Source organism: Halobaculum sp. P14 (assembly GCF_051195155.1).
Taxonomy (GTDB): domain Archaea; phylum Halobacteriota; class Halobacteria; order Halobacteriales; family Haloferacaceae; genus JBNTKA01.
In genome coordinates this window covers 1-20,130 of sequence record NZ_JBNTKB010000003.1, presented here as the reverse complement: position 1 = coordinate 20,130, position 20,130 = coordinate 1, and the positions used below count along the sequence as shown (strand labels likewise).

Annotated in this window: 26 protein-coding genes; 11 read left to right on the top strand and 15 right to left on the bottom strand. The window is 65.1% G+C overall.

The genetic code is table 11. The features are described from left to right. Nucleotides 1-20 precede the first annotated feature (20 nt). The 7 genes from ACQUS7_RS07160 (at nt 21) to ACQUS7_RS07130 (ending at nt 4,083) form a co-directional block, all read left to right on the top strand. Nucleotides 21-245, top strand: a complete 225-nt coding sequence (locus ACQUS7_RS07160) for a hypothetical protein (RefSeq protein WP_435145950.1) — start codon at nt 21-23, stop codon at nt 243-245. Then, entirely contained in the window at nt 242-502 is a 261-nt protein-coding gene (locus tag ACQUS7_RS07155) for a hypothetical protein (RefSeq protein WP_435145948.1), read from the top strand. Before ACQUS7_RS07160 ends, ACQUS7_RS07155 begins: the two co-directional genes overlap by 4 nt. After that, nucleotides 499-999 carry a hypothetical protein gene (locus tag ACQUS7_RS07150; RefSeq protein ID WP_435145946.1) on the top strand — a complete coding sequence of 167 codons (501 nt, stop codon included), beginning with the start codon at nt 499-501 and terminating at the stop codon, nt 997-999. The genes ACQUS7_RS07155 and ACQUS7_RS07150 overlap by 4 nt, the downstream gene beginning before the upstream one ends. After that, nucleotides 996-1,118, top strand: coding sequence for a hypothetical protein (locus ACQUS7_RS07145; RefSeq protein WP_435145944.1), 123 nt, complete (start codon nt 996-998; stop codon nt 1,116-1,118). Before ACQUS7_RS07150 ends, ACQUS7_RS07145 begins: the two co-directional genes overlap by 4 nt. Further along, complete coding sequence (locus ACQUS7_RS07140; RefSeq protein WP_435145942.1) at nt 1,108-1,587, top strand: hypothetical protein; 480 nt, start codon at nt 1,108-1,110, stop codon at nt 1,585-1,587. The genes ACQUS7_RS07145 and ACQUS7_RS07140 overlap by 11 nt, the downstream gene beginning before the upstream one ends. After that, on the top strand, nt 1,584-3,566 hold the full coding sequence (locus ACQUS7_RS07135; protein WP_435145940.1) for a hypothetical protein: 1,983 nt from the start codon (nt 1,584-1,586) through the stop codon (nt 3,564-3,566). The genes ACQUS7_RS07140 and ACQUS7_RS07135 overlap by 4 nt, the downstream gene beginning before the upstream one ends. A gap of 292 nt (nt 3,567-3,858) precedes the next feature. Next, complete coding sequence (locus tag ACQUS7_RS07130) at nt 3,859-4,083, top strand: helix-turn-helix domain-containing protein (RefSeq protein WP_435145938.1); 225 nt, start codon at nt 3,859-3,861, stop codon at nt 4,081-4,083. Here the strand turns inward: ACQUS7_RS07130 and ACQUS7_RS07125 are convergent. The 15 genes from ACQUS7_RS07125 to ACQUS7_RS07055 form a co-directional block, all read right to left on the bottom strand. Then, on the bottom strand, nt 4,080-4,961 hold the full coding sequence (locus ACQUS7_RS07125; protein WP_435145936.1) for a hypothetical protein: 882 nt from the start codon (nt 4,959-4,961) through the stop codon (nt 4,080-4,082). The genes ACQUS7_RS07130 and ACQUS7_RS07125 overlap by 4 nt on opposite strands. Before the next feature lie 147 nt (nt 4,962-5,108). Continuing rightward, entirely contained in the window at nt 5,109-5,417 is a 309-nt protein-coding gene (locus ACQUS7_RS07120) for a hypothetical protein (RefSeq protein ID WP_435145934.1), read from the bottom strand. Nucleotide 5,418: 1 nt separating this feature from the next. Further along, complete coding sequence (locus tag ACQUS7_RS07115; RefSeq protein ID WP_435145932.1) at nt 5,419-8,814, bottom strand: hypothetical protein; 3,396 nt, start codon at nt 8,812-8,814, stop codon at nt 5,419-5,421. Nucleotides 8,815-9,049: 235 nt separating this feature from the next. Beyond that, nucleotides 9,050-10,438 carry a hypothetical protein gene (locus ACQUS7_RS07110; RefSeq protein WP_435145930.1) on the bottom strand — a complete coding sequence of 463 codons (1,389 nt, stop codon included), beginning with the start codon at nt 10,436-10,438 and terminating at the stop codon, nt 9,050-9,052. Further along, nucleotides 10,435-11,343: a hypothetical protein gene (locus ACQUS7_RS07105; protein WP_435145928.1), complete on the bottom strand. Its 909-nt coding sequence runs from the start codon at nt 11,341-11,343 to the stop codon at nt 10,435-10,437. Before ACQUS7_RS07105 ends, ACQUS7_RS07110 begins: the two co-directional genes overlap by 4 nt. Continuing rightward, on the bottom strand, nt 11,336-13,114 hold the full coding sequence (locus ACQUS7_RS07100; RefSeq protein WP_435145926.1) for a hypothetical protein: 1,779 nt from the start codon (nt 13,112-13,114) through the stop codon (nt 11,336-11,338). Before ACQUS7_RS07100 ends, ACQUS7_RS07105 begins: the two co-directional genes overlap by 8 nt. Continuing rightward, nucleotides 13,111-13,554 carry a hypothetical protein gene (locus ACQUS7_RS07095; protein WP_435145924.1) on the bottom strand — a complete coding sequence of 148 codons (444 nt, stop codon included), beginning with the start codon at nt 13,552-13,554 and terminating at the stop codon, nt 13,111-13,113. Before ACQUS7_RS07095 ends, ACQUS7_RS07100 begins: the two co-directional genes overlap by 4 nt. Nucleotides 13,555-13,600: 46 nt before the next feature. Next, complete coding sequence (locus ACQUS7_RS07090; RefSeq protein ID WP_435145922.1) at nt 13,601-13,837, bottom strand: hypothetical protein; 237 nt, start codon at nt 13,835-13,837, stop codon at nt 13,601-13,603. Further along, entirely contained in the window at nt 13,834-14,214 is a 381-nt protein-coding gene (locus ACQUS7_RS07085) for a hypothetical protein (RefSeq protein ID WP_435145920.1), read from the bottom strand. The genes ACQUS7_RS07090 and ACQUS7_RS07085 overlap by 4 nt, the downstream gene beginning before the upstream one ends. Before the next feature lie 71 nt (nt 14,215-14,285). After that, the gene (locus tag ACQUS7_RS07080) at nt 14,286-14,666 is read right to left on the bottom strand and encodes a hypothetical protein (protein ID WP_435145918.1); all 381 of its coding nucleotides are present in this window, start codon (nt 14,664-14,666) and stop codon (nt 14,286-14,288) included. A 38-nt stretch (nt 14,667-14,704) separates the two neighbouring features. Beyond that, the gene (locus ACQUS7_RS07075; protein ID WP_435145916.1) at nt 14,705-15,154 is read right to left on the bottom strand and encodes a hypothetical protein; all 450 of its coding nucleotides are present in this window, start codon (nt 15,152-15,154) and stop codon (nt 14,705-14,707) included. Between the two features lie 4 nt (nt 15,155-15,158). Next, complete coding sequence (locus ACQUS7_RS07070; RefSeq protein WP_435145914.1) at nt 15,159-16,670, bottom strand: hypothetical protein; 1,512 nt, start codon at nt 16,668-16,670, stop codon at nt 15,159-15,161. Beyond that, the gene (locus tag ACQUS7_RS07065) at nt 16,667-17,077 is read right to left on the bottom strand and encodes a hypothetical protein (RefSeq protein WP_435145912.1); all 411 of its coding nucleotides are present in this window, start codon (nt 17,075-17,077) and stop codon (nt 16,667-16,669) included. Before ACQUS7_RS07065 ends, ACQUS7_RS07070 begins: the two co-directional genes overlap by 4 nt. Next, complete coding sequence (locus tag ACQUS7_RS07060) at nt 17,074-17,346, bottom strand: hypothetical protein (RefSeq protein WP_435145910.1); 273 nt, start codon at nt 17,344-17,346, stop codon at nt 17,074-17,076. The genes ACQUS7_RS07065 and ACQUS7_RS07060 overlap by 4 nt, the downstream gene beginning before the upstream one ends. Then, entirely contained in the window at nt 17,343-17,501 is a 159-nt protein-coding gene (locus ACQUS7_RS07055; protein ID WP_435145908.1) for a hypothetical protein, read from the bottom strand. The genes ACQUS7_RS07060 and ACQUS7_RS07055 overlap by 4 nt, the downstream gene beginning before the upstream one ends. Before the next feature lie 269 nt (nt 17,502-17,770). Here ACQUS7_RS07055 and ACQUS7_RS07050 point away from each other — a divergent pair, with 269 nt between their 5' ends. The 4 genes from ACQUS7_RS07050 to ACQUS7_RS07035 all read left to right on the top strand — a co-directional run bounded on the left by ACQUS7_RS07050 (nt 17,771) and on the right by ACQUS7_RS07035 (nt 19,937). Next, a complete protein-coding gene (locus ACQUS7_RS07050; RefSeq protein ID WP_435145906.1) occupies nt 17,771-17,953 on the top strand; it encodes an AbrB/MazE/SpoVT family DNA-binding domain-containing protein in 183 nt (60 codons plus the stop codon). A 116-nt stretch (nt 17,954-18,069) separates the two neighbouring features. Then, the gene (locus ACQUS7_RS07045) at nt 18,070-18,888 is read left to right on the top strand and encodes a hypothetical protein (protein WP_435145904.1); all 819 of its coding nucleotides are present in this window, start codon (nt 18,070-18,072) and stop codon (nt 18,886-18,888) included. Between the two features lie 317 nt (nt 18,889-19,205). Next, a complete protein-coding gene (locus ACQUS7_RS07040) occupies nt 19,206-19,502 on the top strand; it encodes a hypothetical protein (RefSeq protein WP_435145902.1) in 297 nt (98 codons plus the stop codon). Between the two features lie 81 nt (nt 19,503-19,583). Beyond that, nucleotides 19,584-19,937, top strand: coding sequence for a hypothetical protein (locus tag ACQUS7_RS07035; protein ID WP_435145900.1), 354 nt, complete (start codon nt 19,584-19,586; stop codon nt 19,935-19,937). The last annotated feature ends 193 nt before the right edge of the window (nt 19,938-20,130 follow it).

Sequence of the window (20,130 nt, the reverse complement as noted above, 5' to 3'; positions counted from 1 at the left end):
TCGCTCACGGAGGGGTTGGCGTGAAACTCTCCAGCCGCAACCGAGCCACGCTCGGGACCGACGGCGACGGAGAGTTCCGCTGCCCGCACTGCCGCGCACGCTGCACCGAATCACAGTCCAGCAGCCTCCCCGGCGAATTCGGCCACCACGCCGGTTGCCCACGTCGCCCCGAGCGCTTCCCTGACGGCGGCGGCCACTACTACTCCGAGATCGCCGCCGACGGCGGCGAGGAGGTGGACGAGTGAGCCTCCGCGTCTCCGAACACGCCCGGACCCGGTGGCTCGAACGTACCGCAGACGCGCGCCTCGACCCGCACGGTGCGTGGCTCGAAGCCACGCCCGTCCGACGCCACGGGCTCGACGGCGACGAGGTCCGGTACCACGACCCCTCCAGCACCGTCCTCATCCGGAAAGACGACACGCTCGTCACCGTCATTTCACTTGACGACGCCACGTACAGCGTTCACGCGTCGGTCCAGCATCTCCGAGGTGAGCAGCGGTGAGCACCGACGACGACTCCCCCGCGCTCGCCGCTGCGAAGCGCATCGGCACCGACGTCGAGGCGCTCGTCGTCGAATCCGTCCAGGCTCTCCGCGCCGTCCCTGATTCGGCTGCTGAACACTACGACGCCGTCGCCGTCCAGGTCATCGACGGCCACGCAGGTACCCGCCTCGGCGGAACGCCGCTGCTACCGCGCGGCGCCGAGGTCGAGATCAAAGCCGCGCGCGAGCAGACCAGCAACGGCTCCGTCAACACCCCCGGACGCTGGTACTTCCGCGGAGGCGACACCGGACAGCACGCGTCCCTCGTCCAGGACGCGGCCTACTACGCACTCGCGGTCTACCGCGAGGGACTGAACCGCGTCCTCCTCGACGTCGTCCTGGTCCCGGCGTCGCTCGTCGACGAGTTGCTCCGAGGACGGTGGTACGACAGCGGCAACACAGACGGACAGGTCGCCAAACTCGGCTGGCCCTCCGTGTTCGGAGGTGACGACTGGTGACCGAGGTCGACGGCGTCTGTCGCGGCTGCGGCGAAACCGAGAACCTTCGTCTCGTCGCCGGCGTCCCTGCCTGCCCGAGCTGCGAGCGCCTGCTCAACGGAGGCGAACATGCCGAGTGAGAACTCCCCAGCCGACCACGACGACCGCGAGGAGTTCCCGCGGCTCCGAGACGATCTCGGCGAGGACCCCGCGCGGTTCCTCGACCGCGACGAACTCGGCGGACCGGACGCGATGATGCTGGCGAAAGCCCGAATCCGCGGCATCGACAGCATCGCAACCGCCCGAGCGTGGATCGCCGTCGAGCGCGCGCTGGACCGCGGGCCTCGCGACGCCGTGATCTCGCTCCTGGAGAACCGGATCGACGACCTCGAAGCCAACGGGGAACGCCCCAGCCGCGAGCAGCTCCAGGCGGCGGCGGACTCGATCCGCGACCAGCACCCCGAATGGGACGACCTGCCCGAGAGAGACCTCCCGTGCTGGGCTGAACGGGTCGGAATCCCCGCGTGGGAACGCTCCGACGATGCTGAACAGACGGAGGGAGACGCGACGCCGGACGCTGTCGCGACCGACGGAGGGGACGCGGAATGACGACCCGTCCGAACCCCGACGCGCCGGTCGTCTCGACGAATCCGCACGAGGTCACGGCGGATTTGAACTTCGCGACCGCCGGCTCGCTCGCCGACAACATGGCGCCGTACTGGGCGCTCTGTAAGTTCATCCGAAAATTGGACGGCGGCGGCACCTTCGAGGCCCGCATCCCGTGGCTCGACGGCGTCGAGCCGCACCCGATCTCCGAAGCGGACCCAGCAGACGACGACCCGCGCGAAGAGGTCGAGGTCTCGCTCTACTACGGAACCGACGACGACGGGAACCCCGCGGGCAAGATCGCGCCGCACCCCGACTTCGGCCTCGACCAAGACCGCGGCATGTGGGAGCCGCGCATCCACGTCGACGGCATCGGAGAACGGAGCGTCGGGTTCCACGTCCGACCGCGGTACGCAGAGATGACGCACGTCGACACCGGAAACAGAATCCGCTCGCCGTTCGACCACGACCATCAGCCGGACCGCGGTTTCAACGTGCACGCTGACGGCTCGAACCTCGAACCGGACGAGTACCCGCACCTCCTCCGCTGTGCGTGCCAGGTCCTCGCGGAGGTCGCCGGCGAGGACTGGGATGAGGACTACTTCACCCAGCCGCTTCCGACCTCGAACATCAGCACGTACGAGCGGTATCTGCGGCTCTCCCGGTCGCTCTCGGAGAAACTCACGCGGATGGGCGGCGCCTTCCACCAGCTCGCGATGCTGCTCTCCGACCAGGAGGGGACTGAGGGCGCGTACCTGTGGGACAACAGCGAGGTGCAGGGCTACATGCACCGGCTGTTCATCGACCAGGCCGGCGCGAACATCCTGATTCCCGGCCACAACTGGGGGACGCAGATCAAGTCCTACCACCCCGAACACGAGCACTCCGACCCCGACGACCCGCTGTACCACCCGAAGTTTGGCGCCCTATTCCAGCGGAAGGTCAGCAACCACCGAATCAACGACAGCACCGTCCCCTGGAGCCGGCGGCACGACCTCGGCGAACAGCTCCACGAGCGACTCGTGAACCTCCTGGCGTGGTCCGGCATCCCGATCGACCCGAACGCACCCGGAACAGCAAACGACGAGGTCCCGGCGTTCGTCGAGGACTGGCACTTCTCGCCACGCCCTACCCGGTTCGACGTCGACCTCGCCGACGACCCGACGCCCCAGATCGAGCGCTCCCAGGAGTCGATGCTGGTCCGGTCCTTCCAGCGCATGACCACCTCCGATCTCTCGCTCACCGAGCAGCTCGTCGCGGACGGCGGCCGCGCCCGATACGACGACCTCGCTGAGCAGTCCGAGACCAGCGAAACCACGGTCTACCGCTGGCTCAGCCGGATGGGCGACGCGATCGAGTCCCAGAATGGCGTTATCTCGTTCAACTCGGCGCATCTTCGCGAACAGTTCGAGGAGATCCTCGGTCGAACCGTGACGACCGTCGAGAACGCTGTTGACCACGCCGTCCGAGCCGCCGATACGGTGCTGGAGAAGGACGCGTACCAGCGGACCGCCGGAGACCCGTTCGACAACTGGCGCGAGAAGTGGGACGCAGTCGTCGAGAACGACGGCCACGAGCTGCACCTCGGCTCCTGCCTCCCGCACCCCGAAGAGGGAACGCACGCTCCCGTCACCGCCGGCGACGTGACCACGGACGGCTTCGAGGCGTGGCGGAAGGCCGGCAAGGCGCCCGGTCACTTCCCGAAGCGCGTCCGCTGGAACGACGAGTCCGGCACCGAGCACATCGAGGACGCGAACACGCTGCTCCGACACGACCCGAGCGAGGCCACCGAGCAGGCGATCGAGAAGCTCGCCCGCACGTTCCGCGGCCAGACGGTCGTCGACGCGATCGAGCAGGTGCGCCGCATGATCGAAGCGGGCTCCTCCTGGACTCCCGAACAGATCCAGGCCGCCGTCGAGCGCGCCGGCTTCGATATCGACGTTGAGGAGCACGCCGTGAAGACGTTCGAGATCCCCGGCTGAAGCGGCCCTCGTGAGAGGCATCACTACCGTTCGACCCTTCTTTTCGGCCTGACGCGACAGTAATCCCCTCAGAAGCATCCGATTCGTGGTAGGTTCAGGGAGCAACAGCAGTGTCAACTGACCGGTGTTTTCGCCCGGCGGGCAGCACCCCTTAGGGAGTGTGCCTAAGGGCACCCCCCTACGGGGGGAAGCAAAAATACAGACCGCACCCCTTCGGCCACCGCGCCCAAATCAGCAACCCTTTGCAGATATATGCGATACCACTAAGTGACGACGCACCGTCGGGCCGCACATGGTCGAGCCGAGCATCACCGACCGAATCTGGATCGTCGCGCTCCGCCGGCCGGAACCCTTCACCGTCGACGAGATCGTTGACGAAGCAGGAGCAGGCGAACGCACCGTCCGCCAGCACCTCACTGTACTCGCAGAGAACGGCTTTCTCGACCGTCGCGGCGGCCGCGGTGCCGACAAAGTCCGCTATGTCCGAAGTAAACCCGTGCAGCCGATGGAGGTCTAATTTTGTATTACCTCCCCCCATAGTATCATACAAATCAGGTTTATGAGTATTCCATATTGTACGTCAGTAACTAATTCCCCGTGCATCGCAGAACCCCGCCAATCAGTAATTATACCGTATGCCTCATCTTCTCCGTTTTCCTTGTCAAATTCTGACAAGTTGCTCCTAAATTCTGAAAGTGCCTCACAGACAAGGCCGGGGGCATAGTTGAATTCATAGTGGCAAAGAAGGTCGGTCAGATTGTGGCATTCGTCCCCTGCGTCGTAGTACCCACCTCCCTGACTAACCCTTTCAATAGTGTTAGAATCGATTACACATCCGTTTTGGTCTACACAACTGAGCAAATTTTTGAGTAGTCCTTCTAATATTGGATATGATAGATATGCCGCAATATTCTCAGAGTTCCCCAGAACATTTTCTGCATGAGAGTATCCGGAAACCTCCATGTCGCAGAGTGCCAGGTCAAATAAGTATTTGACTTCCAACCAGATATCTAACTCTAATGGAGCCGTTCTTCTTCCCAAGTGTATAGCTCGATCGAACGTTGAATACGTATGTTCCCAATATACGCGAGCATCACCTGAAACGGAACTTTGCAAATCTATGAGTAGAGAGACAGGGAGCTCAACCAAGTTCTCGATACTTAGATCTGAGATACCCGGAAGATCATCACGCTTAGTGAATTGAAATCTTCCGTCACCAATCTGGAGACCCTGAATCAGAAGACCCGTCGAGTCGTCCTGCTTGCGAGTCCGGATTGCCTCTCTCAGTGGTAGAATTGGCCTATCTTCATACGCTATCAAATTTTTCTCCAAGATGTACTCATTCTTTTCCTCATATAGCCTTGCAAATCTTGAAACGACATCTTCGGGGTCCATGGCCCACATCTGACATTGGAATCTAATAACATCTTGTCCTGATGAAACTCATTTGAACTCGTAGCTGCCACGTGAACCAACATCTCGGTAACCTGAACGGGACTTCCGTGCCCTCGTGCGGACGCGAATAACGAGTCAGCGAGAAACTCAGGACACGAGTTCCACGAGCCGCTGGAGCAGCCGGGCTCGACGAAGATGCTCTCGACCGAGCCGCAAGAGTTCCTGCCCACGCTCCAGGTCCGCCGACAGGACGCCAGCCACCAGCAGCAGCGCGAGGACGCCCGCCACGACCTTCGCATCGTGCTGCGCCGTCGAACCCACGTGGACGACCCGGCGGCCCGCTGAGGCCGCCTTGTGCGCGTACAGCACCACCGACACCAGCAGCACCAGCGCGACCGTCGAGACGCCTCGCAGACCCAGCGCCTCGAACACCCGAGCAGCGACATCCTCCAGCATCCTACTTCAACCTCCCGAGGTTCAGAGACACCTTCGTCTCCGGCGTCGAGGCTTCCGCCTGCCGCGCCTGCCACCAGGACACGATCGAGTAGCCGATGATCCCGATCGCGGCGAGCCCGGCGAGCGGAATGATCTCCTGGAGCCCGCCGGAGACCGCGTTCGACACGGTTCCCGGCCGGAGGATCTCCAGCGACAACAGGCCGGACGCCAGCGAAACCACTCCGACCGCGGCCCACCGGCGCCGGCCCGTGAGGCTCGACCGCGCAGTTGCCGCGACGAGCAGCAGCACGAGCGCCGCCCACGCCACGACCACCGCGATCTCTCGGAACAGGACGCCCGGGCCGTCCTCACTCCAGATTCCGGAGCCCGAGACGTCCACGTTGCCGCCGACGCCGCCGCCGGACCCGGTACCCGACAGGCCGTCGCTGGACGGTTGCTTGATCGCCAGCTGCTCCTCGCTGTCGTCGTCCACGAGGTCCACGAACGCCGCCCCCGCCTCCGACTTGTCCACGTAACGCTTCGCGTCCAGCGAGTACAGTCCGTACGTCTCGCCAGCGCTGGACCCCAGGTACCGGAACGTCACCTCCGACCCGGCGCCGGCGTTCCCCGGGCCGACCGCGAGCACCGGCCCGTCAGCATCCACGACAGACACGCCGACATCGCCGTTCGCCGGAATCGGCTTCACCGGCAGCGTCGTGATCCGCGCCGACCCGCCAGCCTTCGCGTTCGGGAAGAACAGCGCCTGCGTCCCGTCAGCACCGATTACCGCAGTCTCAGCAGGCGACTTCCAGCTCTCACTGTGTGCGTAGTGCAGCCGGTCTCCGAACTCGGTGCCGCCGACGCCGATCCGGAACTGGTCGCCGACGCTGTCGATCCGGATACCGGCGTCCAGCGTCGCGTCCGCCGGCGTCGTCGGGTCCGTGACGGTGATCGACCCGTCGACCGCGTTCGCCTTGTAGCCGGTCGTCCGGAGCGCGATCGTGTCGCCCGCCTCGACGCCCGTCGACCCGTCAGCGTCCGACACGTGCACGACCAGCGTCGTCCCGTTCTGCAGCGTCCAGTCCGACGACGGCACGGACGTCCACGCGCCGTCGCCGACGCGCTGCTCGACGGTCCGGATGTCGTAGATGGTGTTCGAGAACGGCACCGTCACGGTCGGGTCCTCTCGGTCGCCGCTGAACGTGTAGCTCACGTTGTACCGCTCGACCCACGACCCGCCCACGTAGCTCGTCGACACCAGCACCTCCGCGCTGTGCGAGTAGTTCAGCCCGACCTGCGGCGTCGGCGCGTCGCTCGACAGCGTCCCGTCGCCAACCTGCACCGAGACGTTGTTCGTCCCGTCCACGATCCACGACGTATCCGTGTCGAGACTCGCCGTCTCCCCGTCAGCCAGCGTCCCAACCGCCGCACCGCCGGTCTCGTGCCCGTTCACGATCACCCGCGGATTCGTCGTTAGCGTCCGCTCCTCGAACAGCACCGCCGTGTCGACAATCGTGCTCCCCGCGGTCTGCACGGTGAGCTGCGTCGTCGACGTCGACAGCCCGCTCAGGTCCGCCGTCGCCGTCTCCCCCGGTTCGAGGATGCCCTGATAGTTCGCGTCCGGCGTCCCGTCACCGTCGATATCGACGCCCGGGTTCTCGCTGAACTCCAGCCGGTCGAACGCGATCGTCCAGTCGAACCCAGCTCCAGCAGACAGGAACGTCGCGGTCTGTGACCCGGTAGTCAGGCCGCTCAGTGCAACGGTCGCTGTATCCCCTTGTCGCAACACGCCCGTGTACTGACCCTCTGGGCTCCCATCGCCGTCCAGATCCACTCCAGGGTTCTCGGTCGCGTTCCGATCGGTTTTGGCGAGCGTCCAATTGAACGCTGTCCCGGCGCCCGTGAAATCGATGGATGACGTGGATGCCGCCAGCGGCACCTCCAGCGTCTCCGACTGTCCAGGGGCAACCGCACCGTAGCTGTGAGTCGTCCCGTCGACCGTCGCTGACACCGTTGGGCCAGTCGTCAGCCGAACATGCCCCCACGCGTTCTGAAGGTTCGGGTCACTCGCCGTGCCGGCCGACATCGTCGACGTCGACGACGAGGAATCAGTCCAGATCTGCGCCAGGTCGGAAGCTGAGGCCCCAGGTCGGAACTCGACGGTCACGGTTTGCGAGCTGCCGACGACCACGTCCTGCACGTCCACAGTCGTCCAACCGGACGACGCAAACTGAACGTCGCTCGCAACCTGCGTCCCCTCGCCGGTGGTCCCGTCGACGCCCTCACCTTTTACGATGTAAATATCCGAGTAAGCGCCTGTCGACCCCGAGAACACGTTAATCCGTACCTCTGTTATCACACCCCCTACGTTGTTAATCTGGACCTCGCCACTCCGGTCGGCCCCCAGCACGGCCTTGTAGCTGTCCTCGTTGAGCGATGGGACGGTCTGCGTGCCCGACTGCGCCGTCAGTGTCAACTCCGGATCGCCGTTCGGCCCGGGACCGGTCGGAGCGATATTGCCAGGGTTCGCGACCGACACCGTCTCACCCGGCGAGACTCCGGACCCAGAGACGTCGCCGTTGCTCGTCGTCACCTTCCCCGTGAATGTGACCTTCCCATTCGTAACATCATCTCCAGAGATACTGAACGACGTGGTATCTCCGTCCTGCGCCCCCGTTCCACTGAACGAATCACTGACCGATGTGGAACGGCCTGTGAACCGAACGACCGGTTCGCCAGCACTCGGCCCGGTCGGCTCACCGTCACCGCCGACCGATAACGACATCGTATCGCCGTCACTGAGCGCCGTCGCGGACTCGTTGTCCCACGCGGTCGCCGTCGACCCGGTCACGTTGATCTGGTAGTCGTCGACGATGTCCGGGCTGCCCAGCTCGTAACTGTAGCTCGACCCGTCGACCGCCGGCGACGCCGTGATCGACGCGGTCCCCTCGAACGTCACCGAGTTCGCGGAGAACTTTGGGATCTCGAAGATCAGCAGGCCGTTCCGCGCGTCCACCGGCGACGTCCAAGAGGAACCGTCCTCGTGGACGCCGTGCACGACCTCCGGAACGTGCCCGACCGCCTCACGAACCGCGTCCGCCGGGACCGCGACCCGGCGGCCCTGGTGGTTCGTGTCGTCCATGAAGATCAGCGCCACGCCGCCACCGCCGCCGACCGTCGTGCCGTTGACGTAGCTGCTGGCCCGATCCGGCGTCGTCACAACGACCTGGAGGCTCGACGCGTGGCTGGACGCCATGACTGAGCCCTCCAGGTCGGACGCGCGCAGCGACGCTGACGTGCCGACCGGCAGGTCCTCCTGGACGTTGCTGTCCGGCAGCGTCACGAACCCGTCCGGCGCCGCTGCCGCCGACGCTGCGAAGCCGATCGGGCCGAGCGCCGCGGTCGCGACGAGCAGCACCGCAGCGACGACCGAGGCGACCTGGCGCGGGTTCACGCCAACCACCTCTGACCAGGGTGGGGGGTTGACTGTATTCCCTTTTCTACGCGCGGGCGCGTAGTCGCTGCAGGCGACCGACGGCGCAGATTCTCAGTCAGCGCCGTAGAGAACCACCGACGCCGCCGAATCCGGCGGACCTGCGCGGAATCCTTTCCAGCAGCCGCCCCGACCGGCGAAACCCGGGGTATCCCGACGGTCAGCATCCGGCGAGCACCTCCTGAACCTCCGGGAACCGGATGTGTAGCTGCCCCGGCACCTTGAACTGAGACGGGATATCCGACCAGCTGAACTCCGCGTAGTTCTGACTGTTCCACGACAGTGCCTGACCGAGCCGCATCCGCTTCGCGTAGTTCCGCTCCATCGGCGCCTCGCCCATCCCGACCGTCTTCCCCGTCGGGTTGTCGGCGCCGGCCATAGTGATCTGCCAGCGCATCTTCTTCCGCATCAGGTTGTGCAGATCCTCCGGGTCGTGGCCGATCCCGAACTGGCTGAACTTGTTTCTCCGGGCGTCGACGTACTTGTCCCGGTACGCGCTGATTCGGTCGTGCAGCCGGTGGTACTCGTTGCTCGCGTGCTCCGGCATCCAGTTCCCGATCTCGTCGGCGAGCAGCGTCGTCCAGATCGGCGGCCCGTTGTCGATCTTGTCGATCGCCCACGCGAACCACCACATCTCCGACGGCGTCACGTCCTGCGGCCCGAGGTCCTCGTCGTCGTCCGGCGAGCCTCGTGCGACGTCCCACGCGCTGACGTGCTCGACCTCCTGAATCTCGTCGGCCTCCCGGTACGCCTGCGTCGCGCCGCGGAACCGCGGGTCCGGATACACGACGTGCAGCATCCCCTCTTTCAGCACCTCGTGGTTCAGCTCCCGAATCGACGAGTACCGGACGACCTCGTGCACCATCTCCTCCAGGTCGATCTCGATCGGCTCCATCTGGTCGCTCGGCGGCTCCAGCGTCGCCTCCACCTCGATGCCAGCCGGGAGGCACAGCCGCGTCCAGGCGCGGACCGGCAGCCACTCTGACCGCGCGGAGCTGCCGCGCCACACCACGGCGTCCTGATTGATCTCCAGGTTCCGGATCACCGGCAGCGCGATCGCCATCGTCGACTTCCCGCTCCCCTTCGGCCCGAACGCGCCCCAGTCCGTCCCGCCGATCCGGAGGTCCGAGACGATTCCAGGGTGCTCCTGGAGCCACCGGAACATCGCCTGCCGCTCCTTGCTCAGCCCGGAGAGGTCGTCGTGCTCCAGCCGCAGCTTGTCCATGTCGTCGATGTGGACCAGGTGGTCCAGGAACGCCCGCGGATGATGGATGATCGGGTGGCTGCCGTCCTCGATCGCCGGATGATCCATGTGCTCCAGGTCCTCCAAGACGTTCGACCAGCACCGGAACCCGAACGCCCGCCGCATGTTCTCGCCGACGCTGTGCGCACGGTCGTCACCGGTCAGTTCCCGCGTCTTCTCGATGCCGGGCGCCGCTGCTCCCTCGACCCGCGCCTTCAGCAGGTCCGGGTCCTGAACGACCTCCAGCATGCTGTACTCCTCCGTCGTGCCGGTAACAGACGCCGGCTCCGGTTCGTTCGTGCTCATGTGATAGATCCAGATCCAGTCTCGCCGCGGAACCCGCGGGCGGCCGTGACCTCCTGCGCGCGCTTCCCCAGCGCGTCAGCCGCGCGGTTGAACGCCGGCAGCAGGTACTCGGACGCCCACGACTCCCGGACGAACGTCTCCTCCGGCGTCGGCGACGTCCCCAGCAGCCGCCGCCGCAGCGGCTGCTCGAAGTACGGCGCCGTCACCGTCGACCGCTCGATCTCCGCGTAGCTCGCCGACGTGACGCGATGCGCCCACGCCAGCAACTCCTCCGCCGTCTCGAACCCCTCCAGCAGATCCGCCAGCGCCGCCTCCTGCTGCCCGTCCAGTTCGCCGAAGGCGGGCCGCATCAGCGGGTACTGCTGCTCTCGCGGGTCAATCGGGTCGATGTCGTCGCCCTCGCCGTCGTCGTCGAGGTGGTCGACCCGTTCGACCGCCGCCCACCGCGCGACCGCGTGCCCCGCGTGGAACGCCGGCAGCAGGTCTTTCGCCGCGATTCCGCGCCGCACCTCGCGGGCGAGCGCCGGCGGCATGTCGTCCGTCGTCCCCCACGGTTCGCCGAGCAGCGCGGACACCGTCGGCGCGCTCGACGCCACCCGCGAGTACCAGCTGTCCTCCAGCTGCCCGACCGTCTGAATCACGAGGTCCTGCTGCCACTCCAGCAGCTCCCCGCGGCTCCCGAAGCCATTCAGCAGGTCGACGAGCAGATCCATCTGGTCGTGCGTCAGCTTCGCCGTCGCCGGCCGCGTCGGATGGTCCACGCCGGCGTCCTCCAGCCGGTCGTGCAGCGCGCGGCGCTGCTCGTCACCACCCCACGCGTCCGCGTCCTCGACGGCCTCGAAGACAGCTCGCAGGCCGTCCGCCGGCCCTTCGACGCCGTCGACGTCGACCGCCGCTTCAGTCATCGGCCGGCGCCTCCTCGCCGTCGGCCGACTCCCGAATCGGGTCGTCGCCGGCGCCGTCGTTCACGTACCGGTCGAACAGCTGCTCCATCTGCGATTCGCTCCGGTCGTCGAGCAGCTCCTTCCGGTCAGCGTGCGAGTCGGCCTCGGACTCGGTGTACCGGCGGTACCAGTCGTCCCACGACTTGGCGTCCGCCAGCCCGCGGGCGTGCGTCAGCATCGACGCGACGGCGTGGTGGTAGTGAATCGGCGCGAGGTTCGCCGCCAGCTTCCCGTCGCGCGGCTTCGCGATCTTGAACGCGAACAGCGACAGGCCGCCGACGAACAGGCCGAGAAGCCCGCTTCCGGCCGCGAGTGCGCCCGCGAGCCAGGAGAACCCGAGCGCTGCGCCGCCGGCGATCCACGGCACGGGATGCAGCTTCCGGACCGTCTCGCCGTCCTCGGTCTCTTCGTACGTCACGAGGTCCGGGAACTCGATCGAGTGATGCTCCGGCTCGTACTCCAGCGGGTCGTCGTCCTCCGGGTCGAGCAGGTACAGCTCCTCGATCGGGCCGTCCACGTCGATCCGCGTCTGCATGTTCCCGTCGGTCTCCAGGTCCGACGACGCGCCGCGTGCCCGCGCCCAAAACTTCCGGAGGCCCTTCCTGATCGACGAGCGCTCGCCGGTGTCGCCGCGGGCGAACTTCGCGACCGTGAACGTCGCCTTCAGGACGCCCGGCGCCTCCTGCGGGTCGCCGCTCTTTGCGGCCTCCTCGGCCGCCTCGGCGTGCCCGCCGTCCTCGACCGCCTCAGTGACGGACTCGGGGTCCGTCGGGTCGAAGCCGTCGTCCAGGTGGAACTGGAGGAACCCGGCTCCGTACGTCGTCCGGCCGAACCACTCGACCGCGATCACGCCGAGCAGGATGCCGCCAGCGGCGCTCACGAGGTACGGCGCCCGGATGAGCGTCGCCGACAGCCAGTCCCACGCCAGCACGAGGAACAGCATCCCCGCGACCGCGGTCAGCACCCACCAGATCGCGCTGATCTGCGGGCCGGCCTTCGCTCGCTCGACCGCCTTCCGGCCGCCGTACAGCGTCGTCACGGTCGCCCCGAAGAACGGCAGCAGCAGCGCCGTGATCCCCCAGGCGAGCCGCGCGCCAGCGCTGTTCGTCTCGATCGGCAGCGTCGCCTTCGAGCTTTTGTGGTAGAACGTCCAGCGCGTGTCGCCCGGGTTCTCCAGGCAGCTCGGCTCGTTCGGCCCGCGGACGCACATCACCGTCCGCACCTTCTGGTTGTAGTGGTCGTTCAGGCTGATTTTCGCGAAGTCGTAGCCGCCGCTGAAGTCCACGGTACGGCTGTACCGCGTCACGTTCACCGCAGCCTTCCGCGTCGACGTCGAGCCGTCCTCGGCCGTCACGGTCTCCTGCCCGACCCGGTAGTGAGCGATCTCGACGACGTACTGCTCGCTGTCCGCCCCGTAGGGGCGCTTCGACCACAGCTGGATGTAGTTCCGGTTCACCGTCGTCCCGGGCTCCATGTACCGCCACGACGGGCTGTCCTCCGCCTCGTTCACCAGCAGACCCGTCGGCAGGTTCTTCACTGCGAACTCGCCGTAGCGGCCGTTCTGCCGGATCGACGCCGGCGCGTTCGCCGGCTTCGTCCCGCCCGGCACCAGCTCCTCCAGCGTGAGGTTACGGGCCGCCGCGCTCCCGCCGTCAGACTGAGCGACCGCGGCAGGTGCGACGGCGCCGCCGACGAGCAGCACGACCAGCAGGACCGCGGCGGCGCGCCTCACCCGAGATCACCCCGGTCACGGCCGAATCCGCGGCGGTACAGGAGGCCGAGCGCCACCAGCACCGCCGAGATGCCGATGAAGTGCAGCGGCTCCAGCACGATCACGTCGCTCAGCCCGACCGCTCCGAGCCCGATCGTGATCACTGACGCCGTCAGCACCGGCATCTGCGGCGCGACGTCGACCAGCATCGTCCAGAACTCCGCCGCGGTGCTGAACGTCGTCGCAGCCCACCCGACGACCGACACGAACGCGACCAGCAGCACGTTCAGCGTGCCGCCCGTCCCTTGCTTCGCGCGGCCTGCGAAGCCAGACGCGGCCTCCAGGTGGTCCTCCGCCTCGTCGACGGCCTCCGCCAGCCAGTACAGCACCACGACGGCCAGCAGCGCCGTGACGACGAGCGTGACGTGCGACGTGACCCAGCCGACGACGTCCACCGGCATCACGCCTCACCTCCGTTGTCGATACGTCTCGGTCTCCGTTGTTCTGTCATACCAGGTCCTCCAGACTGTCGTTTTTACTCCACAGGTCCCCCAGCCGCAGCCCGATGTAGCACAGCGTCAGGAACGCCAGCGGGCCGCGCAGATCCGGCAGGTTGTACGCCGGCGCGATCCACCGGACGTACGCCCCGACCGTCGGGAACCAGATCTGTTCCGTCGCCGCGAACCACGCCCACAGATTCCCGGCGAGCGCCGTCGCGACCTCCGCGATATGCTTCGAGTTCACTTCGTGAACACCCCGACTCCGTCCTCGATCGCGTCGCTCCCCGGAATCACCGAGAACAGACCCCAGCCGAGCGCCAGGACGATCGACACCAGCAGCACGACCGTCACCGCGACCGCCGGCGGCCCGGCGAGCCCGGTCAGCTCGACCACCGACCGAACCGCGCCGAACACGGTGACAATCGCGCCCGTGATCGCCGACTCGACCAGCTGGTACGGCGTCCGCAGAATCGGCACCGCGTCCAGGATGATGTTCGTCGACTTCTCGTAGCCGAACACGAGCCAGCCGAGCACGTACGTCGCGGCGTCGAGGATGCCGCCGACGACCCACTTCCGGAGAATCGTCTTCACCCACAGTTCCGGGTTCGACAGGAGCGTCACACCGCCCGCAGTCGCACCCCCGAGGGGTGCCGCCCAAGCGGGGAGGTTGCTCCCGCCGGAACTCTGGGCACTCACAGTCCCCACCTCTGCCGCGCAGCAGCGAGGATCAGGACGACGACGATAATCTCCGCGCTCATGATCGCCGGCGCGAGAATCGGAGACGCTTCGACAGCCGCCCGGAACGCCTCGCCCCAGGCGAGCCGCGCCGTCTGTGACGCTTGACCGCCGAGAGTCCGTATGATGCCGGCGTAGAGGCTTGCTGCGGCGTTGATCGGTACCAGATGCAGCCGGACAATCGCGCGGATGAGAGTAATCCAGCCGGCTGCGAACACCAGCCAGAGAGCCCCCAGCAGCGTCGACACCAGCTTGCCGATCATGATGCCGTTAGAGCCGATGAAATCGCCCGGCTTGACCTCGAATCCGCCGGCTCCGATTCGTGTCCGGGGCGGCATCTACGTCGACCTCCGTGGTGTGGGGCTCCTGAGCATGGTTACTGTTCGTCGTCCTGGTCGCCCCCTTCGTCGAGGTTGATGAACGGCAGGTCCATCCCGGTCGGCGTGTCGAAGTTCGCCGCGTCGAGCCCCCACACGACGATCCCCAGCGCGATCATCGCAGCGAGGACCGCCACGACGACCACGAACGGCCCGAGGCTGGTCCACGGGTCCATCCCCAGCGACGCCGCCGCTGTGTTCCACGCGCTCTGCAGGAACCGCGCCGGTCCTCCGAAGATCGCCCGAATCGACTGCCCCGTCACGAACGCGAACGCGTCCACCGGGTTGATGATCAGGTTCGCGAACGCCTCCCCGATCCCGATAGCGATCGTGAAGAACGCCACGACCAGCCCGCCAGCGCCGTTCACGAACGACTCCGCAAACCCGCCGTACGAGTTCGCCAGCGAGATGTACGACTTCGCCTGATCCAGCCGCGGTCCGTTTGCCATACGATTACCCTCCGCGAGCCTTCGCGAGGCCGAGCATCGTCATCAGCCCGACGACCCCGCCCGCGATCCAGTTGTAGAGGCTCATGAACGGGTTGCCGCCGCCGCTCGACGACCCCCAGAACCCGCCGCCACCGCCGGCGGTCGGCTGCAGCGCCTTGTACTGGTCGTCCAGCAGCAGCGTCGTCAGCTGGAACTCGTAGGACGTCCCCGGCTGCACCGAGCTGTCCACGGTGATCCAGGTGCCCTCTTCACCGAGCGACCCGGTCAGGTCGATCCACGCGTCGGACGAGATCTCGCTGTCCTTCGTGTCACCGACGCCTTCGGCGTAGCGGAGCCGCAGGTACCGGTCCGACAGGAACGACTGCCGCGTCTTCAGCACGATCTCGCCGTGCGTGATGTCGTACGCCGTCGGAATCGTGAACCGGTGGCTCAGCACCAGCTTGTGCTTGTAGTTCGGGTAGTTCCCGGCCTTCTCGAACGCGATCTCCGAGTGCGCCGGGTCGTCCTGCATCCGGTACTCGACGTTCAGGTACTGCAGGTCCCCGATGGTCGCCGCGGAGAACGTCTCGCCGAGCCCCTGCAGGCTCGACGCGTTGATCTCGCCGCCGGTGTGCGAGTACACCGTGCTGGACTTGTAGTCGCCAGAGTCGTCCGTCGACGTGTCGAGGACGCGCTCTTCGCCGAAGTCCCAGCGGCTCTTCTTCTCGACGTTCAGGCCCGTCATGGTCACGGCACCGTCGCCGCCGCGAACCACGACGCGCACCTCAGTCACCGCGTCCAGCGAGCCGTCGCCCGAGCCCTTCACCGCGAGCTGGCCGAGCTGCTCCTGGTAGACGACGCCGGACGCCGTCGTGTTCGCGATGACGTCCTGCGCCGTCGCGTCACGCGAAGAGTTGATCACGGCCTCGACGTAGTCCCCGCCGCCGTCACGGACCTGCACCGCGACCTCCGCGCCGGATTCGAGGCTGTCGACGTTCCCGACGAACTGGAGGTACCGCTTCTCCGCGTCCGACGTGATCGCCGGCTTGTCGAACGTCGCCGACCCGGTCGTCGACGCGCCGAACGACCCGTTCGACGCGATCTTCACCGACCGGACGCCGGTCGCCGTCGCGCCGTCCGTGTCGCTGACCGAGACGCCGCTCGACGTCGTCCAGTTCGACGTGTCGAGCCACGTCACCGAGTTGTTCTCCTCGCCGGAGACGCGCGGGAACATGCCGAGCGCCTCCGCGTCGATCCGGTCAGCTCGGTAGCTGACCTTCGCGCCCGACTCCGTGCCGTTCACGTAGGCGTTGATCTGCCTGATTTTGCCGTTGTCTCCCTCGTACTCCAGCCACCCCATCGTTTCGCGGTCGTGCGTTTCGATGGTCAGCCGGTCCTCGACCGCCTTCGTGTCCGGATGTGAGTCTGCTTCGGGGTTCGTCCCGTACGATGCCGACGCCGCTGCGGCGACGCCTGACGACACCACGACCAGGAACACGGCCGCGAGCGTCAGAAACGTCTGTCTGTTGAGTTTCATGTGTTCGTTCGGCGGTTCCGGTCGCCACCCGTCTCTGCCGCCTGCTCCAGCGCCTCCGTCACGCGGTCAGCGCGGACGTTCTCGATACCGTACTCCTCGGCCGCGTCCAGCACCTCCGCCGGCGTCGCCGGCTCCACCGCACGGCCACCGTCCGGCGTCGCCTGCGGCACCTCCTCGTCGCCCTGCTCCTCCGACCCCAGCCACGCACGGACGACGCCAGCGGCGTCGCTGAGCCCCTTCCGGATGCCGATACCGAACGCGGCGACCGTTACCCCGATAGCGAAGCCGCCGTACATGACGCCGGTCCATCGGCCCATCGGGCTACTCCACGTCGACGTACCGAGAATCAGCGCGAGCGCGCCGTAGCCGATGAGATGGACGTGCTTCTCGTCGAGGATGCTGCTCACGCCTCGGCCCTCTCGCTGGCCTCGTGGACCGCGAATTCGTCGCCGAGTTCGAGGTCGGCGAACTCGTCGCGCCACATGGCATCGTCTTCGGTGACGATTCTCGACGTGAGGTTGTTCGCCTCGACCGAGTCGCGGCTGAACGCGCGGATTACGTCCCGCGTCTCCAGCTCGTCATGGTTCGTGACGTACGGCACGTCGCCGGAGTCGTCGATCTCCGCTTCGTCCGGGTTGACGTACTCGGAGATCCGCACCGGAACGACGTCGGTCACGTCCCGGCCCTCCCGACAAGGTCGCCGAGGCGTTCGTCGACGCGTGCGACGTCGCCGAGCGACAGCGACAGCACTCGCTCGTCGCTGCGACGGACGCGGTGCTCCTCGAACTCGTCTGCGGCGTCCTCCGAGGACGCCGGGCTGTCCGTGGTCATGGCGCCTGCCGAGCGCTACGGCTCGTTCGTTCGCTCTGTTCGCCTCCCGTCCCCTCCGAAAAGGAGGGATGCGGGCGCTTCCGCCCGTGTTTTCGGGTCATGATGCCTTCCCGGCCGCCGACCCGGAGCTACCGAGACGGTCGACCGTTGACCGTCTCGACACACCGCGCTCCTATCAAATCGGGAAAATATAGGGGCTACACGGGTGCTTCCCGGGGGACTCCCGTGTGTGACTACCGTATTATAGGGGGGCGCCCGGGGGATAATCTATGTCCGGAATCTCCCGGCTATTCGCCGACACGCGGACGGTTCAGGAACACAACGGCTCGGTCACGGTCACGATCCCCTCGAAGATCGTCGACGAACTCGGCATCGAGGACGGCGACGAACTCCCCTGGGTCTGCGAAGAAGGATCAAACACCGCCGAAGTTCGGACACCTGGAGATCCATAGTCTATCTCGTTTCAGCACCGTACTTTTCGACGAACTACATCTGCCCCCCACCATAGACCGATCCTAATCCTCCAGTAATGGTGAAACTTATATGAAACTAGTAATCCTTGCTACTCATGAAAAGGGAGTTACAGAAGGACGATCTGGAGTCGCTGAATACCTCTGAGAGAGAACTTCTACTTAAAGAACAAGTCGAGAGCTATAGAAGGCTTAGAGAACAATCTCAACAGATAATACGGGTAGTATTGATTTCTTTAAGCGTTATTGTCGCACTCGCCACAGCCCAGGGAAGCCTCCCGAAACTTTCCGCTGATGTACTGATTTTTGGATCTCTTGGTGATTCCGGGAACGCTAGCAACGACATCTGGTACGCATCAAGAATGTTGAGATTCACAATCCCGTTCCTAATTTTATTGATTCTTGGTTTTATTTCTCATTCAGTCATCGACGCTGTAGCAGCACTAACAAGTGACGGCATGTTACCAATATCAAAACAAAAGGCCCAACCTGAAACAGGATTGTTCAATGATAGGCCAGGAATAGATGAATGGATAATCCAAAATGATAAGCGATTAACCGAGGTAGAACGGCGCGTCCAACAGAGTTATTTTAATATATACAGCGCCATTCTTTGTGTAGGACTTGCATATTTCGTATGGCTAGCTTCCGAATCACTCTCTGCGAAGTTCGTTAATTTGGCCATTATGACCCTCGATCTGTCAGGTCCAGCTATCGTATTATTTTATGTATATCCGCCCCTCAGATTAGGAATAGAGTTGTGGCCTGAACAAGATTATTCAATCATACTTCATCGTTGCTTAAGTACACTACTTGACCGACTGAAGCACAAAGGGCCAGGAAGAGTAATGTTAGCCATATGCTTTCTTTTCTATTTCAGATATCTCGACTTTTCTCACCTCTATTCCATTTATTGATCTTCCCACAATTCTCTCCGCCTCATTTTGATCGTAGTAGTACTCCTAATGGATGAATCGTATTCCCCGGATACTGGCTGGCTTGACAAACACCTCTAACCAGTCTGCTCCCCGCGGTTGCACGTCCGCACATCGGCTTCCCCGAAACTGAACACGAATCGCGAACTCGGCGAGAACCGCGTGTTCAGTTTTCGGCGGTCGCGACGGTCCAGCGCTCGGCGAGTCGGCGTGATCTGGCCGGCCGTGATGCATACTTTATATGCGAATCAGGTTTGCGTTACTCCAGAACCCCACCGAATCGGGGTCTGTGTTCAGAAATGCCCGACTCATTCCGCTGGCGTCTCTCCGGACGCCGTGACGTACTCCTCGACGACCTCGAAGCGTGTACCGACCAGAACACCAAGGCGAAAGCGCTCGACGACGCCTGCCGGGCCTACCTCCGGCTCGTCGGCGGGAACGCAGTCGAGCCCGGCCGCGGCGTAATCGGCGAGCTGCTTGCCGCCGCCGAAGACCGTGGCGGCCTCTCCGCCGAGGAGATTGCCGAGATCATCGCGACCGACGAACTCCCGCTCACCTACGAACCTGCGACGTGGTCCGTCGGTTCTCCGGAATAACACCCTGAGAGCCGGCTTTACTTTCACTTCCGCTCTGCCCATGGCTCGCGATTTTTACCCCGTATCCCCACCGCTGAGTTGATGTCGCAGTACTCGACTCCCACCGGAAACCGTCTGAAAGGAGAACTTGCCTGGACTATCGCCGAACACCGCTCACCGAGCGACGCGTTCGCCATGACGCGCCACCTCACCGACGCCGACGAAGGCCGCTACGAGCTGCTGGGTCTCATCGACGACTGCGAGGTCGCGCTCTACTGGGACTACTTCTGGAACCACGTCGTCGCCGCGACCTTCGACGCCGACGGCGTCGACGACCTCGCCCGCGACGCCCCTGAGGAGATTCGCTACGCCGGCCGCGGCGACTACTTCGACGAAGTCGACGTCAGTTCGTGGGACTGGGTTCATCCGCGTCATCAGTGGCGAGTCGAGCAGTAGTACCGGGGAAGCAGCCGGAAACATCTTGTCGACAGTATTCGCGACTCTTTGTTTTCGAGTGCTGCGGCTGTGGGGCGGGAGCGTCCGAAAGAAAAGGTCCGCGTGAAGCGGACTGAAGTTGAGTGACCGGTTTCGCCGGTCAGTCGTTGTTCACGTTAGTCGCGACGGATCGCGAGCAGCGCGGCGCCGAGCA

What these genes read in the sequence shown, in the direction of transcription:
- ACQUS7_RS07105 (WP_435145928.1), bottom strand. Translation starts at nt 11,343, where the DNA reads ATGACTGAAGCGGCGGTCGACGTCGACGGCGTCGAAGGGCCGGCGGAC.
- ACQUS7_RS07110 (WP_435145930.1), bottom strand. Translation starts at nt 10,438, where the DNA reads ATGAGCACGAACGAACCGGAGCCGGCGTCTGTTACCGGCACGACGGAG.
- ACQUS7_RS07095 (WP_435145924.1), bottom strand. Translation starts at nt 13,554, where the DNA reads ATGCCGGTGGACGTCGTCGGCTGGGTCACGTCGCACGTCACGCTCGTC.
- ACQUS7_RS07040 (WP_435145902.1), top strand. Translation starts at nt 19,206, where the DNA reads ATGCCCGACTCATTCCGCTGGCGTCTCTCCGGACGCCGTGACGTACTC.
- ACQUS7_RS07055 (WP_435145908.1), bottom strand. Translation starts at nt 17,501, where the DNA reads ATGACCACGGACAGCCCGGCGTCCTCGGAGGACGCCGCAGACGAGTTC.
- ACQUS7_RS07070 (WP_435145914.1), bottom strand. Translation starts at nt 16,670, where the DNA reads ATGAAACTCAACAGACAGACGTTTCTGACGCTCGCGGCCGTGTTCCTG.
- ACQUS7_RS07120 (WP_435145934.1), bottom strand. Translation starts at nt 5,417, where the DNA reads ATGCTGGAGGATGTCGCTGCTCGGGTGTTCGAGGCGCTGGGTCTGCGA.
- ACQUS7_RS07035 (WP_435145900.1), top strand. Translation starts at nt 19,584, where the DNA reads ATGTCGCAGTACTCGACTCCCACCGGAAACCGTCTGAAAGGAGAACTT.
- ACQUS7_RS07075 (WP_435145916.1), bottom strand. Translation starts at nt 15,154, where the DNA reads ATGGCAAACGGACCGCGGCTGGATCAGGCGAAGTCGTACATCTCGCTG.
- ACQUS7_RS07130 (WP_435145938.1), top strand. Translation starts at nt 3,859, where the DNA reads ATGGTCGAGCCGAGCATCACCGACCGAATCTGGATCGTCGCGCTCCGC.
- ACQUS7_RS07135 (WP_435145940.1), top strand. Translation starts at nt 1,584, where the DNA reads ATGACGACCCGTCCGAACCCCGACGCGCCGGTCGTCTCGACGAATCCG.
- ACQUS7_RS07050 (WP_435145906.1), top strand. Translation starts at nt 17,771, where the DNA reads ATGTCCGGAATCTCCCGGCTATTCGCCGACACGCGGACGGTTCAGGAA.
- ACQUS7_RS07125 (WP_435145936.1), bottom strand. Translation starts at nt 4,961, where the DNA reads ATGGACCCCGAAGATGTCGTTTCAAGATTTGCAAGGCTATATGAGGAA.
- ACQUS7_RS07080 (WP_435145918.1), bottom strand. Translation starts at nt 14,666, where the DNA reads ATGCCGCCCCGGACACGAATCGGAGCCGGCGGATTCGAGGTCAAGCCG.
- ACQUS7_RS07140 (WP_435145942.1), top strand. Translation starts at nt 1,108, where the DNA reads ATGCCGAGTGAGAACTCCCCAGCCGACCACGACGACCGCGAGGAGTTC.
- ACQUS7_RS07045 (WP_435145904.1), top strand. Translation starts at nt 18,070, where the DNA reads ATGAAAAGGGAGTTACAGAAGGACGATCTGGAGTCGCTGAATACCTCT.